Raw genomic sequence first — 14,516 nt, forward strand, 5'->3', positions numbered from 1 at the left:
CGTCCGCCCGCTCCGGTTGAATCGCTGACACGACATATCGCGAAATCGGGGAGTCTCCCATGTCTGGGCACACCGTTTCCCGCGGTCCGGTCGGCGCGGGCGAGAGAGCCCTCGCGCCGGACCTGGCGCGCGGGTTCATGCTCCTGTTCATCGCGCTCGCCAACACGGCCTGGTACCTGTGGGCGCTCCCGTCCAGCGGGGGCGGCGTCCACCCGGAGCCCGGCGGCGCGCTGGACCGGATCGCGCAGTTCGCCATCGTCATGGCGGTGGACATGCGCAGCTATCCGATGTTCGCCTTCCTGTTCGGGTACGGCATGGTGCAGCTGGCCCGGCGCCAGGAGGCGGCGGGCTCGTCCGCGCGGGAAGTGAACGCGCTGCTGCGCCGCCGCAACCTGTGGCTGCTCGCGTTCGGCTTCGTCCACGCCCTGCTGCTGTGGATGGGCGACATCCTGGGCGCCTACGGCCTGGCCGGGCTGCTCCTGGGCTGGCTGTTCCTGCGGCGCAGGGACGCCACGCTGCTGGTGTGGGCGGGGGTGTTCACCGGTCTGGCCGCCCTGCTCGCGGCGTTCAGCCTGCTGGGCCTGGCCTTCATGCCCGCGGACGCCCCCTCCTCCGCCGCGTTCGGCATGGACCAGACGGCCGCCAACATCGGCGACGCCTCGATCCTGGGCGCCGCGCTGGGCCGCGTCGTGGCCTGGCCGCTGGTCACGCTGGGCCAGGGACTGCTGGGCATGGTCGTGCCCGCGGCGATCCTGCTCGGCTACTGGGCCGCGCGCCGCAGGATCCTCGAGGAGCCGGGCGCGCACCTGGGCCTGCTGCGCTGGACCGCGGCCCTGGGCGTCGGCGTGGGCTGGCTGGGCGGGCTGCCCATGGCCCTGGCCCAGATCGGGGTCTGGGACCTGTCCCCGGCACAGGCGGGCATGCTGGCCATGCCGCACATGGTGACCGGGCTGGCCGGCGGCCTGGGCTACGTGGCGCTGATCGCGCTGACGGCGCACCGGATCCGGGGGCGCGGTCGCGCGCCGGGCGCGGTGGTCGGCGCGCTGTCGGCGACCGGCAAGCGCTCGCTGTCGGCCTACCTGGCCCAGTCGGTGCTGTGCGCACCGATCCTGGCGGCCTGGGGCCTGGGGCTGGGCGGCGAACTCGCCTCGTGGTCGATGGCCCTGTTCGCGGTGGGCGTGTGGCTGGTGACGGTGGCGGCGTCCTACGCCCTGGAGCGCGCGGGCAGGCGCGGACCGGCCGAGGCGCTGCTGCGCCGCCTGGCCTACCGCCGCCCGGTCGCGCGGGGCGCCCGGCAGGCGGAGGAGCCCGGGAACGCGTCGGGTCGGACGGCGGTCGGACACGGACCGGCCCGGGGCCCGGCGGACGGCGGGCGTCCCGCGCCCTGACCCCGGCGGCCCCGGAGCGCGGGGAGTGCCGACCTCGCCACACCCGGCCCCGCGGCGCAAAAAGGCGCGTGCCGCTCAGCGTCCGGCACGCCCTCGTAACGCAGGATGGGGTGTCATGGGCGACGATCACACGACAAACCACACCATAGGGGTGACGGGGGCGACGGGGGCGCTGGGCGGGCGGGTCGCCGCGCGGATCGCGCGGCTGGGCAGGCCCCAGCGGCTCATCGTACGCGACATCAACCGCGCTCCCGAGTACCCCGGCAGCAGCGCGGCGATGGCGGCCTACGAGGACTCCACGGGCTTCGAGCGGGCGTGCCGGGGGGTGGACACGCTGTTCCTGGTCTCGGCCACCGAGTCCGAGGACCGGATCGACGTCCACGTGAGCGCGGTGGACGCCGCGGTCAAGGCAGGGGTGTCCTGGATCGTCTACCTGTCCTTCCTGCGCGCGGGCCCGGCCTCCACCTTCACGTTCGCGCGCACGCACTTCTTCACCGAGGCGCACATCCGGTCCACGGGGGTGCGCTACACCTTCCTCAGACCCAGCCTGTACCTGGACCTGCTGCCCGACTGGGTGGACGGCGGGGGTGCGGTGCGGGGCCCGGCCGGTGACGGCCGGATCGCGTGGGTCTCGCGCGACGACGTGGCGGACGTGGCCGCGGCCGTGCTGACCGACCCCGCGGCCGCGCGCGCCTCGCACGACACCAGCCACGACGTCACCGGCCCGGAGGCGCTGTCCCTGGGCGCGACGGCGGAGAGGCTGAGCGTGCTCACCGGGCGCTCGGTGCACTACGTGCCCCAGACGCGGGAGGAGGCGCTGGAGTCGCGCCGCGGCGGCGCCCCCGACTGGGCGGTCGAGGGCTGGGTGACCTCCTACGCCGCGATCGCCGCAGGGGAGCTCGACGTGGTCTCGCCCGCCGTCCCCGACCTGACCGGCCATCCCGCCCAGTCCATCGAGGGCTTCCTGCGGCGCCACCCCAGCGCGCTGTCGCACGTCGCGGTCTGACCGCGGCCCGCCCTCCGCGCCGTACGCCCGCGCGGGGCGGCCCCCTGTGCCGTGGATCTCCCCCGACACCCGGCCCTTGACCTCAACAAATATTGAGGTAAGAGGCTGAGCGGTGTCGGAGACAGGCGGTGCGCACCGAGGGAGAGCGACATGCGAGCGGTACAGGTCCGTGAGTTCGGCGGCCCGGAGGTCCTGGTGGTCCGGGACGTGCCCGAGCCCGAGGCGGGACCGGGGCAGGCGCTGGTGGAGGTCGCCGCGGCGAACGTGATGTACCTGGACACCCTGGTCCGCGGCGGCTGGGGACTGGACCACTTCCCCGTGACTCCCCCCTACGTCCCCGGCGCGGGCGTGGCAGGGCGGGTGGTCCGGATCGGCCCGGGCGTGGACCCGGGCTGGGAGGGGGTCGCGGTGGTCGCCGACACCGGGCACACGGACGGAACGCCGGGAAGACCCGCCCTGCCCGTGGACGGTTACGCCGAGCGGGCCGTGGTCCCGGAGTCGGCTCTGGTCAGGGTGCCCGAGGAGGTGGACCCCCGGGCGGCGCTGGCCCTGCTGCACGACGGGCCGACCGCGCTGGCGCTCGAGCGGGCGGCGGGCTTCGGGCCCAGCACCACGGTCCTGGTCGCCGCGGCCGCCGGAGGGGCGGGCACCCTGGCCGTCCAGTTGGCCCGCAGGGCCGGGGCACGGGTCATCGGCGCGGCCGGGGGCGGGGCCAAACTGGCCCTGGTCCGCGAACTGGGCGCGCAGGAGACCGTGGACTACTCCGAGCCGGACTGGCCGGAGGGGGTGCGCGCACTGACCGGCGGCGCCGGGGTCGACGTGGTCCTGGACGGCGCCGGGGGCGCGCTGGGCGCGGCGGCCTTCGCGACCCTGGCCGACGGCGGCCGGTTCGTCGGCTACGGCTCGGCGGGCGGAAGCTTCACGGAGGTGGACGCGCGGGAGGCCGCGAGCCGCGGGATCGGGGTCCTGGGGCTGTCCGACCTCAAACAGGCCGGGGACGACCGGCGGGACGCCCTGCGGCTGGTGCTGGAGATGGCCCGTATGGGCAGGATCACCCCGCACGTGGGCCTGACCCTGCCGTTGGAGCGGGCCGCCGAGGCGCACGCCGCCCTGGAGGGGCGCACGGTGCTCGGCAAGGTCCTGCTGGTCCCCTAGAACCGGGCGGCGCTGACCGCTCGGACGCCGGAGGCGGCTCCGGGCGCCGGTCAGCCCCCGGCGCGGGCCGCCAGGCGCTGGCGCAGAGCGGCGGCGGCGGCCCGGGGGTCCTCCGCCTCCGTGATCGCGCGCACGACCACGACCCGGCGGGCCCCGGCGTCCAGCACGCGGTCGATGTTGTCGGCGTCGATCCCGCCGATGGCGAACCAGGGGCGGTCGGTGCCCAGCGCGGCCGCCTCCTCCACCAGCTCCAGCCCGGCGGCCGGGCGGCCCGGCTTGGTGGGGGTCGCCCAAGTCGGTCCGACGCAGAAGTAGTCGCTGCCGGGCTCCTCGGCGGAGGCGGCCGCGGCGGCGACGTCGTTGTTGGAGCGGCCGATCAGGGGGTCGGCGCCGATGATGTCGCGGGCCATGGGCACGGGCAGGTCCCGCTGGCCCAGGTGGAGGACGTCGGCGCGCACGGCGCGGGCGATGTCGGCGCGGTCGTTGACCGCAAGCAGGGCGCCGTACCGCTCGCACGCCTCCTTCATCACCTCCAGGGCCGCGATCTCCTCGCGCGCCTCCAGGCCCTTGTCCCGGAGCTGGATGATGTCCACTCCCCCGGCAAGGGCCGCGTCGGCGAACTCGGCCAGGTCTCCCCGGCTGGTCCGGGCGTCGGTGCACAGGTACAGAAGCGATGCGTCCAGGCGCTTGCGCAGGCTGGTTCCGTGGCTGGTCCTCACACGCTCCACCCTAGGCCCTGGCGCGTTCGGACCCAAGGGGGAGGAGCGCGGCGGCGCGCCCCTCCCCTCTCCCCCACGGGTCGCGAACGGGCCCGTGGGGCCGCGGACTAGAAGGCCAGGCTCTGGGCCCGGCGGCGCACCTCGGTGCCCCGGTTCTCGCGCATGGCCTGGATCGGCGTGCCCGGCAGGGAGTCGTCGGGGGTGAACAGCCAGCGCAGGGCCTCCTCGGAGGAGAAGCCCGCGTCGGTGAGCAGCAGCAGCGTCCCCGGCAGACCCTTGACCAGGTCGTCGCCGTCGATGAAGGCCGCGGGAATGGAGAGTTCGCCGTCGCGGACCACACCCATCATGCGGTTCTCGCGGATCAGCGTCTTGATCCGGTTCGGGCTCACGCCCAGCGGAGCGGCGGCCTCCTTGAGTGTCAGCCAGTCGCCGATCAGCGTGTCGATGTCGCGTTGTGTCACACCACCAATCTGCCACATCCGCGCACCTCCTTCCCCCCGGCACGGCGCACGTCGGCCACGGGTCCTAGAATGGGGACAGACCCCTACATCCCGCGGGAGCCGGGTGGGACCCGGCTGAGAGGGAGGCTGTGAGCCTCCGACCGCACGAACCTGATCCGGATCATGCCGGCGAAGGGAGTGGAAGCCACAGCCGTGCGCACCTCCGACGATTTCCACCGCGACCGCGTCGTCGTGGTCGGCGGCGGCCTGGTCGGGCGGGTCACCGCCTGGCGGGCCGCCCAACGCGGACTGAGCGTCACCCTGGTCGAGTCCGACCCCGCCCGCGCGGCCTCCACCGTGGCCGCGGGCATGCTGACCCCCGCCACCGAGGCGGCGTTCGGCGAGGAGCCCCTCATGGAGCTGGGCATCCGCTCGGCCCGCATGTACGCGGACTTCGTCGCCGAACTGGAGGAGGCCAGCGGCCTGGACGTGGGCCACCGCGCCACCGGCACGCTGCTGGTCGCCTTCGACCGCGACGACCTGGCCGTCCTCACCGAACTGCACGCGCTCCAGCGGAGGCTGGGCATCGCAGCCGAGCGCCTGACCGGCCGCGAGTGCCGCCGCCTGGAGCCCATGCTCGCCCCGTCCGTGCGCGGCGGCGTCCTGGCCCCCGACGACCACTCCGTGGACCCGCGGCGGCTGCTGCGCGCCCTGGCCGCGGCGGGCGGGCGCGCGGGCGTGACCGAGGTCCGCGGGCTGGTCGGGGAGGTCCTCTCCCCCGGCCCCGGGGGCGCCCGGCTGGGCGTGCGCCTGACCGGGGAGGCCGCGGCGGGCCAGACCCTGCCCGCGCACCAGGTGGTGCTGGCCGCGGGCTGCTGGGGCAACGGCGTCGCGGTCCCCGAACCCGTGGTCCCGCCGCTGCGCCCGGTCAAGGGGCAACTGCTGCGCGCCCGGGTGCCCGACGGGGAACCGCCGCTCGTCGGCCGGACCGTCCGCGGCCTGGTCCGGGGATTCCCGACCTACCTGGTGCCGCGCGCCGACGGCGAGGTCGTCATCGGCGCCACCCAGGAGGAGCTGGGCCACGACACCTCGCTCACCGCCGGGGGGCTCTGGCAGGTGCTGAGGGACGCGCGCGAACTCGTCCCCGGGGTGAGCGAGCTGGAGGTCACCGAGACCTGCGTCGGGCTGCGCCCCGGCTCCCCCGACAACGAACCCCTCCTGGGACCCACCCGGGTCCCGGGGCTGCACCTGGCCGCCGGGCACTTCCGGCACGGGGTCCTGCTGACCCCGGTGACCGGTGAGGCCATGGCCCGGGCCCTGACCGACGGAGACCTGCCCGAGTACGCCCGCCGTTTCACGGCACGACGCGCAAGTAGGTAGTAGCAGTGGAACTGATCATCAACGGCGACCGCCGCGAGTTCGCCGACGAGACGACCGTGGAAGCGGTCGTGCGCGACCTGACCGGCGCCGAGGCCCCCGGCGGTGTCGCCGTGGCCGTCAACGACGAGGTGGTGCGCCGGACCGCGTGGGCCGCGAGCCCGCTCAACCAGGGCGACCGCGTGGACGTCCTCACCGCGGTGCAGGGAGGCTGAGGATGAACGACGACCTCGTGATCGCGGGAACCTCCTTCGGGTCCCGGCTCATCACCGGAACCGGCGGAGCCCCCTCCCTGGAGGTCCTGGAGGAGGCCCTGATCGCCTCCGGCACCGAGCTGACCACCGTGGCGATGCGCCGGGTCTCCCCCGGCACGCGGGGGTCGGTGTGGGACGTCCTGACCCGCAACAGCATCCGGGCGCTGCCCAACACCGCCGGGTGCTTCACCGCCGTCGACGCGGTGCGCACCGCGCGCCTGGGCCGCGAGGCGCTGGAGACCGACTGGGTCAAGCTGGAGGTGGTCGCGGACGAGCACACGCTGCTGCCCGACCCCGTCGAGCTGCTGGAGGCCGCCGAACAGCTGGTGGACGAGGGCTTCACCGTGCTGCCCTACACCAACGACGACCCCGTGCTGGCCCGGCGCCTGGAGCAGGTGGGCTGCGCCGCGGTGATGCCCCTGGCCGCCCCGATCGGCTCCGGGCTGGGCATCCGCAACCCGCACAACCTGGAGCTGATCGTCGAGCAGGCCGGTGTGCCGGTCATCGTGGACGCGGGGATCGGCACCGCCAGCGACGCCGCACTGGCCATGGAGCTGGGCTGCGACGCGGTCCTGCTGGCCACGGCCGTGACCCGCGCCCAGGACCCGGTGCGCATGGCCGCCGCGATGCGCGACGCCGTACGCGCGGGCCGCGGCGCGCGCCTGGCCGGCCGCATCCCCGTGCGGCGCTACGCCCAGGCCTCCTCGCCCTCCGTGAGTTAGGCCACCGGGCCCCGCGCCCCGCCCCGGCCCGCCGCCGACCGGTGCGTTCCGGCCGGGGAGTTTGGCGGCGTCCTCTACCGTGGAACGAGTGCGCGGCCCCGCAAGGGCGCATCCCGCACACCACGACAACCCAGGCGCGAGCGTCCCCACCGCCGACGGAGCGGGCCTCACCGGGAACGGGGAGACCCGGCGACCGGCGGGGCACACACCACCGGAACCGGGAGGGCCCCGGCCGGGGCCGGGGCCCGTCCTCCGGGGAGACCGAACAGTCCTCCCCGGGGTCCCACCGGCCCCGCCGACACCGGAACGGGACGGCGCGACCGCGAACCGCGGGGCAGACCTGGCGTGGGCTTCCGCTATCGTGTCGGTTCGACACCCGGTGTCGGGTACGCGCCACCGGCCGCGACAGCCCGCGCTCCCCGCAGCAAGGACACTACTCCGCCGTGGACATGACGACTTCCGACCCGCTCGTAGGCGCCACCCTGGACCGACGTTACTTCGTGGAGTCCAGGATCGCCGGAGGCGGGATGGCGACCGTCTACGTCGCCCACGACCTGAGGTTGGACCGACGGCTGGCCCTGAAGGTGATGCACCCTTCGCTGGCCCAGGACCCGACCTTCGTGCAGCGCTTCATCAACGAGGCGCACTCCGTCGCCAAGCTCTCCCACCCCAACGTCGTGCAGGTCTTCGACCAGGGTGAGGACCAGGGGCACGTGTTCCTGGCCATGGAGTACGTACCCGGGCGCACCCTGCGCGACCTGCTCAAGTCCCGGGGCAGGCTCGGCGCCCACGACGCCCTGAACGCCATGGCCCCGGTGCTGGCCGCGCTCGGCGCCGCCCACCAGGCGGGCATGGTCCACCGCGACGTCAAGCCCGAGAACGTCCTCATCACCGAGGACGGCCGGGTCAAGGTCGCCGACTTCGGACTGGCCCGCGCCGTGGAGCAGTCCAACCAGGGGCTGACCCGCACGGGCACCCTCATGGGCACGGCGGCCTACCTGGCCCCCGAGCAGATCGAAAAGGGCGTCGCCGACGCCCGCAGCGACGTGTACGCGGCGGGCATCATGCTCTACGAGCTGCTCACCGGCAGCCAGCCGCACACCGGCGAGACGCCCATCGCGATCGCCTACCAGCACGTCAACGAGGACGTCCCGCGCCCCTCGCACTTCCTGCCCGGCCTGCCCGCGGAGGTCGACGCGCTGGTCACCAAGGCCACCGAGCGCGACCCCAGGTACCGTCCCAGCAACGCGGGCCAGTACCTGGCCAAGGTCCTGGCGGTGCTCAACGGCCTGCCCGCGTCTCCCCCCGCCTCCGCTGCCGACCAGGCCCCGCTGACACCCGTCGCCCCGGCGGCGGCGACCACGGCCTCGGTGACCGCGCCCCAGCTCATCGCCGGGGGCGCCGGTCCGGGCACCGAGAACGCGACCATGGTCGTGGACATGGCCTCGGCCGGGCTCGACGACGGCCGCTACGACGACTACGACCGCGGCAAGGACGGGTACGGCGACGACGACGGGTACGACGACTACCGTGACGGCCCCGGCGACCGGCGCCGCCGCAACCTGCTGATCGGGATCGGCGCGGCGGTCCTGGCGATCGTCCTGCTCGGCGCGGGCTGGTGGTTCCTCGTCGGCCAGTACGAGAACGTCCCCGACGTGGTGGGCAGCGACCCCGAGGCCGCGAGCCAGATGATCCGCGACGAGGGACTGCGCTACGACCTGTCCTCCGATGCCGTCTACAGCGACGCCGAACCGGGCACGGTCGGCGAGACCGACCCCGAGGTGGGCACCCGCCTGTCCCCCGACGACGTGGTCACCGTGTACCTGTCCAAGGGCCCGCAGACGGTGGAGATGCCCGACCTGGTCGAGATGGACGCCGCCGACGCCCTCAAGGAGCTGGAGGACCTCGGCTTCGCCCCGGACAACATCGTGCAGGAGGACGTGAGCTCCACCGAGATCGAGCCCGGCGCGGTGGTCTCCACCTCCCCCGAGGCGGGCGCGGAGGCCGACCGGGAGGAGCCGGTCACCGTCACCGTCAGCCAGGGCATCCCGGTGCCCGCGGTGGTCGGCGAGGACCTGGACACCGCCCGCCAGATGCTGGAGGGCGAGGGCCTGTCCGTCGAGGTGGTCGAGGAGGAGAGCGCGGACGTCGAGGAGGGCAAGGTCATCCAGCAGAGCCCCGACAGCGGCTCCAGCATCGGCTCCGGCGGCACCGTCACCCTCACCGTCTCCACCGGCCCGCCCGGCGTGGACGTCCCCGACGTGGTCGGCATGCGGGTCAACGACGCGCGCGAGGCGCTGGAGGAGGCCGGTTTCAAGGTCAAGGTCGAGCGCGTCTTCGGCGGCCGCGAGGTGGCGCACCAGTCGCACACCGGCAGGGCGCCCGAGGACACCGAGATCACGATCACCGCGACTCCGGGCGGCATCGACCTGGGCGACTTCGGCGAGGGCGGCAGCAACGGCCGCGGCGACGACGATGACGACTGACCGGCCCGGGCGCGCGGCCTGAGCCGGAAGCGAGGGGGCGGGACCGGTCGGTCCCGCCCCCTCGCCGTGTGCGGCCGACCCCGCGAGGGGGTACGGCCGCCGCCCCGGCGGGGTCGGCGCGGTCCCCGCCCCTTGCACCGCCCCGGTCGTCGGCCCGTGCCGTGGGCGCCGCCCGCCCGGGATAGGGTCGCCTGCATGGCGAGCGAGGCGATCCGGGTACTGGTGGTGGACGACCACCCCATGTGGCGCGACGCGGTCGCGCGCGACCTCGGCGAGGCCGGTATCGAGGTCGTGGGCACCGCGGGGGACGGCGCCAAGGCGCTGCGCATCGCCCCGGCCGCACGCCCCACCCTGGCCGTCGTGGACCTGCACCTGCCCGACATGAGCGGGGTCGAGCTGACCGCGGGCCTGGTGGCGCTGTCCCCGCCGCCGCGGGTGCTGGTGCTGTCGGCCAGCGGGGCCAGCGACGACGTACTGGCCGCGGTGAAGGCCGGGGCCACCGGTTACCTGGTCAAGTCGGCGGGGCGGGAGGAACTGCTGGACGCGGTGCGCCGGGTGCACGAGGGCGTGGCCGTGTACACACCGGGCCTGGCCGGACTGGTGCTGGGCGAGTACCGCAGGCTCTCGTCGGCGGATCGCTCCCGGGAGCCGGAGGCGCCGGAGCTGACCCCCCGCGAGACCGAGGTGCTGCGCCTGGTCGCCAAGGGGCTGGCCTACAAGCAGATCGCGCAGCGGCTGGGCATCTCCCACCGCACCGTGCAGAACCACGTGCAGAACACCCTCACCAAGCTGCACCTGCACAACAGGGTGGAGCTGGTGCGCTACGCCATCGACCGGGGCCTGGACGACTGACGCTGGGCGCGTCCGCGCCCTCCGCCCCCTCCGGGCCGGGCGCGTTCACCGCGTATTCTCCTCCCCGGGTTGGCCCCGGATCACCGCTCCCACTATGGTCTAGACCATATGGCGCCATGCGTCGTAAAACACACAACGTCGAGGAGAATTCGTATGCGAGTCGGGGTGCTGACCGGCGGTGGGGACTGCCCTGGTCTGAACGCGGTCATCCGCGCAGTGGTCCGCAAGGGCATCAAGGACTACGGCTACGAGTTCATCGGCTTCCGGGACGGTTGGCGCGGTCCGCTGGAGGGCGACACCATGCCGCTGGACGTGACGGCCGTGCGCGGCATCCTGCCCCGGGGCGGCACGATCCTGGGCTCCTCGCGCACCAACCTCATGAAGATCGAGGGCGGTGTCGAGCGGGTCAAGGACAACATGGCCGGACTGGGCGTCGACGCCCTGGTCGCCATCGGCGGCGAGGACACCCTCGGCGTGGCCCGCCAGCTGCACGACCGCGGCGTCAACGTCGTCGGCGTGCCCAAGACCATCGACAACGACCTCAACGCGACCGACTACACCTTCGGTTTCGACACGGCCGTGAACATCGCCATGGAGGCGATCGACCGCCTGCACACCACCGCCGAGTCGCACCACCGGGCGCTGGTGGTGGAGGTCATGGGCCGCCACGCCGGGTGGATCGCGCTGCACTCGGGCATGGCCGCGGGCGCCAACGTCATCCTCATCCCCGAGCGGCCCTTCGACATCGACGAGGTCGTCAAGCACGTCGAGAGCCGCTTCGAGACCCAGTACGCGCCGATCATCGTGGTCGCCGAGGGCGCGCACCCCAAGGAGGGCCAGATGGAGCTGGCCACCGGGGAGACCGACTCCTTCGGCCACGTGCGCCTGGGCGGCATCGGCCAGCGGCTGGCCGACGAGATCGAGCAGCGCACCGGCAAGGAGGCCCGCTCGGTGGTCCTGGGCCACGTGCAGCGCGGCGGCACGCCCACCGCGTTCGACCGCGTGCTGGCCACCCGCCTGGGCGTGAACGCCATCGAGGCCGTGCACGACAAGGCCTTCGGCAAGATGGTCGGCCTCCAGGGCACGGACATCGTCCGCGTGAACCTGGCCGAGGCGACCGACACCCTCAAGACCGTGCCCTCCTCGCGCTATGAGGAGGCCGAGGTCTTCTTCGGCTAGGCACACCCACGGCCCGGAGCCCGGGAACCGGATTGTCCCGGGGCTCCCCCGGAGGGACCGGCCGCCGGCCACGCGCGCCGGCCCCCTCCGGAACGGCCCGCGCCCCCTCCCAGCTCCCAGGGAGGGGGCGCGCCGCGTCCGGGGGCGGCGGCCGTGTGCCCGCCGCCTCCCGCCCGTCCCGACCGAAAACGGACGGAGCGGTGGACGGGATGTTCGATACTGGAGGACGGCGATGGACGCTCCCGGCCCCGTCCCGCCGCTCCCACCTCACACCGGGACACGAAGGCATCCACCGGAGGTAGCACCATGTCCGCGTCGCTTGAGTCCGCGCCGCTCCCCGCAGCCCTGGCCGGGTCCGACGCCGGGCTCGGCGAGCTCTGCGTGCTCATGAAGCTCGGCGAGATCGTCCTCAAGGGCTCCAACCGCAGGCTGTTCGAGCGGCGGCTGCACAACAACATCCGCGCCTCCGTGCGCGACCTGGGCGAGATCCGCCTCTCCCAGCGCGGCGCGGGCGTGATCATCGTGCGCAAGCCCGAGGCCTCCGACCTGGAGGTCGCCGAGATCGCCGACCGCATGGCCAACGTCATGGGCGTGGTCCGGGTGCACCTGGTCCGCCGCGTGCCCAAGGACCTGGACGCCGTCACCGACATCGGCGTGCGCGTCATGGAGGGCCGCCAGGGCACCTTCGCCGTGCGCGCCCGGCGCCGCGACAAGCGCTTCGAGATGACCTCGTCGGAGCTGGCCGGGTACCTGGGCTCGAAGATCATCGAGGCGCACGGCTACCAGGTCAACCTCAAGCGCCCCGACAACACCCTGTTCGTCGAGGTGGACAAGGACGAGGCGTTCGTGTTCACCGACGGCGTGCCCGGCCAGGGCGGCCTGCCCGCCGGGATGAGCGGCCGCGGCCTGGTGCTGATGTCGGGCGGGATCGACTCCCCCGTCGCCGCGCACCGGATGATCCGGCGCGGGCTCAAGGTCGACTTCCTGCACTTCTCCGGCATGCCGTTCACCGGCCCGGAGTCGATCTACAAGGCCTACAGCCTCGTCCGCCAGCTGGACCGCTACCAGGTGGGCTCGCGGCTGTTCGTCATCCCCTTCGGCAAGGCCCAGCAGCAGCTGAAGAGCTCGGGGATCGAACGCCTCCAGATCGTCGCCCAGCGCCGCCTCATGCTCAAGACCGCCGAGGCCCTGGCCGACGACCTGAACGCGGAGTGCCTGATCACCGGGGACGCGCTGGGCCAGGTGTCCAGCCAGACCATGACCAACCTGACCGCCCTGGACGACGCGGTGGACCTGCCGATCCTGCGTCCGCTCATCGGCATGGACAAGACCGAGATCATGGACCAGGCCCGCCGGATCGGGACGCTGGCCATCTCGGAGCTGCCCGACGAGGACTGCTGCACCATGCTGACCCCGCGCCAGGTGGAGACCGCGGCCAAAATCCCGGACCTGCGCCAGATCGAGAAGCGCCTGGACGCCGAGGAGCTGGCCGAGCACCTGGTCACCACCGCGCAGGTGCACAAGCCCAGCTTCCTGGGCGACGCCGCGCCCAAGCGCGTGGCGCCCGCGTCCGCTTCGGTGGCCGCCACCGCCTAGCGCGCGACGGCGGCGCCCCGGCCCCGCCCCGCGTGCGGGGAACGGCCGGGGCGCCGCCGTGTTCAGCCCCCGGGTCTCACAGGCCGGCCAGTTCTCGGCCCGGCGCCGGGGTCAGGGTGCGGCCCGTCAGGGCGGCCAGGGTGCCCGCCAGGTCGCGCAGCTCGGCCAGGTCCTCGTGCAGGAGGGCCTGCGGGCCGTCGCACAGGGCGTTCTCCGGGTGGGGGTGCACGTCGACGATGACGCCGTCCGCGCCGACCGCCACGGCCGCGCGCGAGAGCGGCAGCACCAGCTCGCGCTTGCCGCCCGAGTGGGACGGGTCGACGATCACCGGAAGGTGGGACAGGTTCTGGGCGACCGGGACGGCGCTGATGTCCAGGGTGTTGCGGGTGGCCTTCTCGAAGGTGCGGATGCCGCGCTCGCACAGGACGATGTCGAGGTTGCCGCGCTGGGCGATGTACTCGGCGGCCATCAGCCACTCCTCGATGGTCGCGCTCATGCCGCGCTTGAGCAGGACCGGCTTGCCCGCGTCTCCCACCGCCTGGAGGAGGGCGAAGTTCTGCATGTTGCGGGTGCCGACCTGGAGCATGTCGGCGTAGGAGGCGACCAGCTCCACGTCGGCGGCGTCCACGACCTCGGTGACGATGGGCAGGCCGGTCTCCTCGCGCACGTCGGCGAGGATCCGCAGGCCCTCCTCACCCAGACCCTGGAAGGCGTAGGGGGAGGTGCGGGGCTTGTAGGCGCCGCCGCGCAGCAGGGACGCCCCCGCCTCCATCGCCATCCGGGCCGCGGCCAGGGTCTGCTCGGGGGTCTCGACGGCGCAGGGCCCGGCGATGACCGTGACGTTGTCGCCGCCGATCGGCACTCCGCGCACGCTGACGACGGTGCGGCTGTCGTGGTTCTCCCGGCTGACGAGCTTGTAGGGGGCGGAGATGCGCAGGACGTCGCTGACGCCCGGCTTGGCGGCCAGGCCCAGGTCCTGGAAGCGCTCGACGTCGCCGACGAGGCCGATGATCGTGCGGCTCACGCCGCGCGTCACGTAGGCCTCGCCTCCCGCGGAGGAGACCAGCTCGACCAGATCGTCGATGTTCTCGGGGGTGGCGTCCGGCGCCATCACGATGACCATGTGCGTTGTCCCTAGCTGCTTGTCGGTTGGGTGAACGAGCCGACCGGCGCCCGGAACGAGAAAAGCCCCGGGCTCTACCGGCCCGGGGCTCAAGTCGTCTGTGTCAGCGCAGCGCTCTACAGGCGACCGGGGTGTCGGGCCGGTAGCCATAAAAGCGCCAGAAGTTCCGCTGCATGGCTGGAACTATAGCGCACGGTCACCGCATGTCCGCACACCCGG

The 14,516-nt window shown here is 73.8% G+C and carries 13 protein-coding genes and 1 riboswitch; of the genes, 10 read left to right on the top strand and 3 right to left on the bottom strand.

Features of this window, described 5'->3' with window-relative positions:
* Nucleotides 1-59 precede the first annotated feature (59 nt).
* The 3 genes from PV789_RS20260 to PV789_RS20270 all read left to right on the top strand — a co-directional run bounded on the left by PV789_RS20260 (nt 60) and on the right by PV789_RS20270 (nt 3,549).
* On the top strand, nt 60-1,388 hold the full coding sequence (locus tag PV789_RS20260) for a DUF418 domain-containing protein (RefSeq protein WP_274974082.1): 1,329 nt from the start codon (nt 60-62) through the stop codon (nt 1,386-1,388).
* Between the two features lie 115 nt (nt 1,389-1,503).
* Entirely contained in the window at nt 1,504-2,394 is an 891-nt protein-coding gene (locus PV789_RS20265) for an SDR family oxidoreductase (protein ID WP_274974083.1), read from the top strand.
* Nucleotides 2,395-2,544: 150 nt separating this feature from the next.
* The gene (locus PV789_RS20270; RefSeq protein WP_274974084.1) at nt 2,545-3,549 is read left to right on the top strand and encodes a zinc-binding dehydrogenase; all 1,005 of its coding nucleotides are present in this window, start codon (nt 2,545-2,547) and stop codon (nt 3,547-3,549) included.
* A 50-nt stretch (nt 3,550-3,599) separates the two neighbouring features.
* On the opposite strand, the gene thiE is transcribed toward PV789_RS20270, so the two are convergent.
* Nucleotides 3,600-4,268, bottom strand: a complete 669-nt coding sequence (thiE, locus tag PV789_RS20275) for a thiamine phosphate synthase (RefSeq protein WP_274974085.1) — start codon at nt 4,266-4,268, stop codon at nt 3,600-3,602.
* 107 nt (nt 4,269-4,375) lie between these two features.
* On the bottom strand, nt 4,376-4,729 hold the full coding sequence (locus PV789_RS20280; RefSeq protein WP_019610781.1) for an Rv2175c family DNA-binding protein: 354 nt from the start codon (nt 4,727-4,729) through the stop codon (nt 4,376-4,378).
* Between the two features lie 82 nt (nt 4,730-4,811).
* Nucleotides 4,812-4,923: riboswitch (TPP riboswitch) on the top strand.
* On the opposite strand from PV789_RS20280, the gene thiO reads away from it, so the two are divergent.
* The 7 genes from thiO (at nt 4,892) to thiI (ending at nt 13,174) form a co-directional block, all read left to right on the top strand.
* On the top strand, nt 4,892-6,088 hold the full coding sequence (gene thiO, locus PV789_RS20285; RefSeq protein ID WP_274974086.1) for a glycine oxidase ThiO: 1,197 nt from the start codon (nt 4,892-4,894) through the stop codon (nt 6,086-6,088). It overlaps the preceding riboswitch by 32 nt.
* Nucleotides 6,089-6,093: 5 nt before the next feature.
* Nucleotides 6,094-6,300: a sulfur carrier protein ThiS gene (gene thiS, locus PV789_RS20290; RefSeq protein WP_274974087.1), complete on the top strand. Its 207-nt coding sequence runs from the start codon at nt 6,094-6,096 to the stop codon at nt 6,298-6,300.
* A gap of 2 nt (nt 6,301-6,302) precedes the next feature.
* Nucleotides 6,303-7,061, top strand: a complete 759-nt coding sequence (locus PV789_RS20295; RefSeq protein WP_274974088.1) for a thiazole synthase — start codon at nt 6,303-6,305, stop codon at nt 7,059-7,061.
* Between the two features lie 443 nt (nt 7,062-7,504).
* On the top strand, nt 7,505-9,547 hold the full coding sequence (pknB, locus tag PV789_RS20300) for a Stk1 family PASTA domain-containing Ser/Thr kinase (RefSeq protein ID WP_274974089.1): 2,043 nt from the start codon (nt 7,505-7,507) through the stop codon (nt 9,545-9,547).
* 195 nt (nt 9,548-9,742) lie between these two features.
* Complete coding sequence (locus PV789_RS20305) at nt 9,743-10,399, top strand: response regulator (protein ID WP_274974090.1); 657 nt, start codon at nt 9,743-9,745, stop codon at nt 10,397-10,399.
* Between the two features lie 153 nt (nt 10,400-10,552).
* The gene (locus PV789_RS20310; protein WP_013154137.1) at nt 10,553-11,578 is read left to right on the top strand and encodes a 6-phosphofructokinase; all 1,026 of its coding nucleotides are present in this window, start codon (nt 10,553-10,555) and stop codon (nt 11,576-11,578) included.
* Nucleotides 11,579-11,884: 306 nt separating this feature from the next.
* Entirely contained in the window at nt 11,885-13,174 is a 1,290-nt protein-coding gene (gene thiI, locus PV789_RS20315) for a tRNA uracil 4-sulfurtransferase ThiI (protein ID WP_274974091.1), read from the top strand.
* A 76-nt stretch (nt 13,175-13,250) separates the two neighbouring features.
* Here thiI and aroF read toward each other — a convergent pair whose 3' ends face one another.
* Nucleotides 13,251-14,297: a 3-deoxy-7-phosphoheptulonate synthase gene (gene aroF / locus PV789_RS20320; RefSeq protein ID WP_274974092.1), complete on the bottom strand. Its 1,047-nt coding sequence runs from the start codon at nt 14,295-14,297 to the stop codon at nt 13,251-13,253.
* Nucleotides 14,298-14,516 lie beyond the last annotated feature (219 nt).

The sequence above is a fragment of the Nocardiopsis camelliae genome, from assembly GCF_028993595.1.
Taxonomy (GTDB): Bacteria; Actinomycetota; Actinomycetes; order Streptosporangiales; family Streptosporangiaceae; genus Nocardiopsis; species Nocardiopsis dassonvillei.

What these genes read in the sequence shown, in the direction of transcription:
- PV789_RS20260 (WP_274974082.1), top strand. Translation starts at nt 60, where the DNA reads ATGTCTGGGCACACCGTTTCCCGCGGTCCGGTCGGCGCGGGCGAGAGA.
- PV789_RS20265 (WP_274974083.1), top strand. Translation starts at nt 1,504, where the DNA reads ATGGGCGACGATCACACGACAAACCACACCATAGGGGTGACGGGGGCG.
- PV789_RS20270 (WP_274974084.1), top strand. Translation starts at nt 2,545, where the DNA reads ATGCGAGCGGTACAGGTCCGTGAGTTCGGCGGCCCGGAGGTCCTGGTG.
- thiO (WP_274974086.1), top strand. Translation starts at nt 4,892, where the DNA reads ATGCCGGCGAAGGGAGTGGAAGCCACAGCCGTGCGCACCTCCGACGAT.
- PV789_RS20295 (WP_274974088.1), top strand. Translation starts at nt 6,303, where the DNA reads ATGAACGACGACCTCGTGATCGCGGGAACCTCCTTCGGGTCCCGGCTC.
- PV789_RS20305 (WP_274974090.1), top strand. Translation starts at nt 9,743, where the DNA reads ATGGCGAGCGAGGCGATCCGGGTACTGGTGGTGGACGACCACCCCATG.
- PV789_RS20310 (WP_013154137.1), top strand. Translation starts at nt 10,553, where the DNA reads ATGCGAGTCGGGGTGCTGACCGGCGGTGGGGACTGCCCTGGTCTGAAC.
- thiI (WP_274974091.1), top strand. Translation starts at nt 11,885, where the DNA reads ATGTCCGCGTCGCTTGAGTCCGCGCCGCTCCCCGCAGCCCTGGCCGGG.
- aroF (WP_274974092.1), bottom strand. Translation starts at nt 14,297, where the DNA reads ATGGTCATCGTGATGGCGCCGGACGCCACCCCCGAGAACATCGACGAT.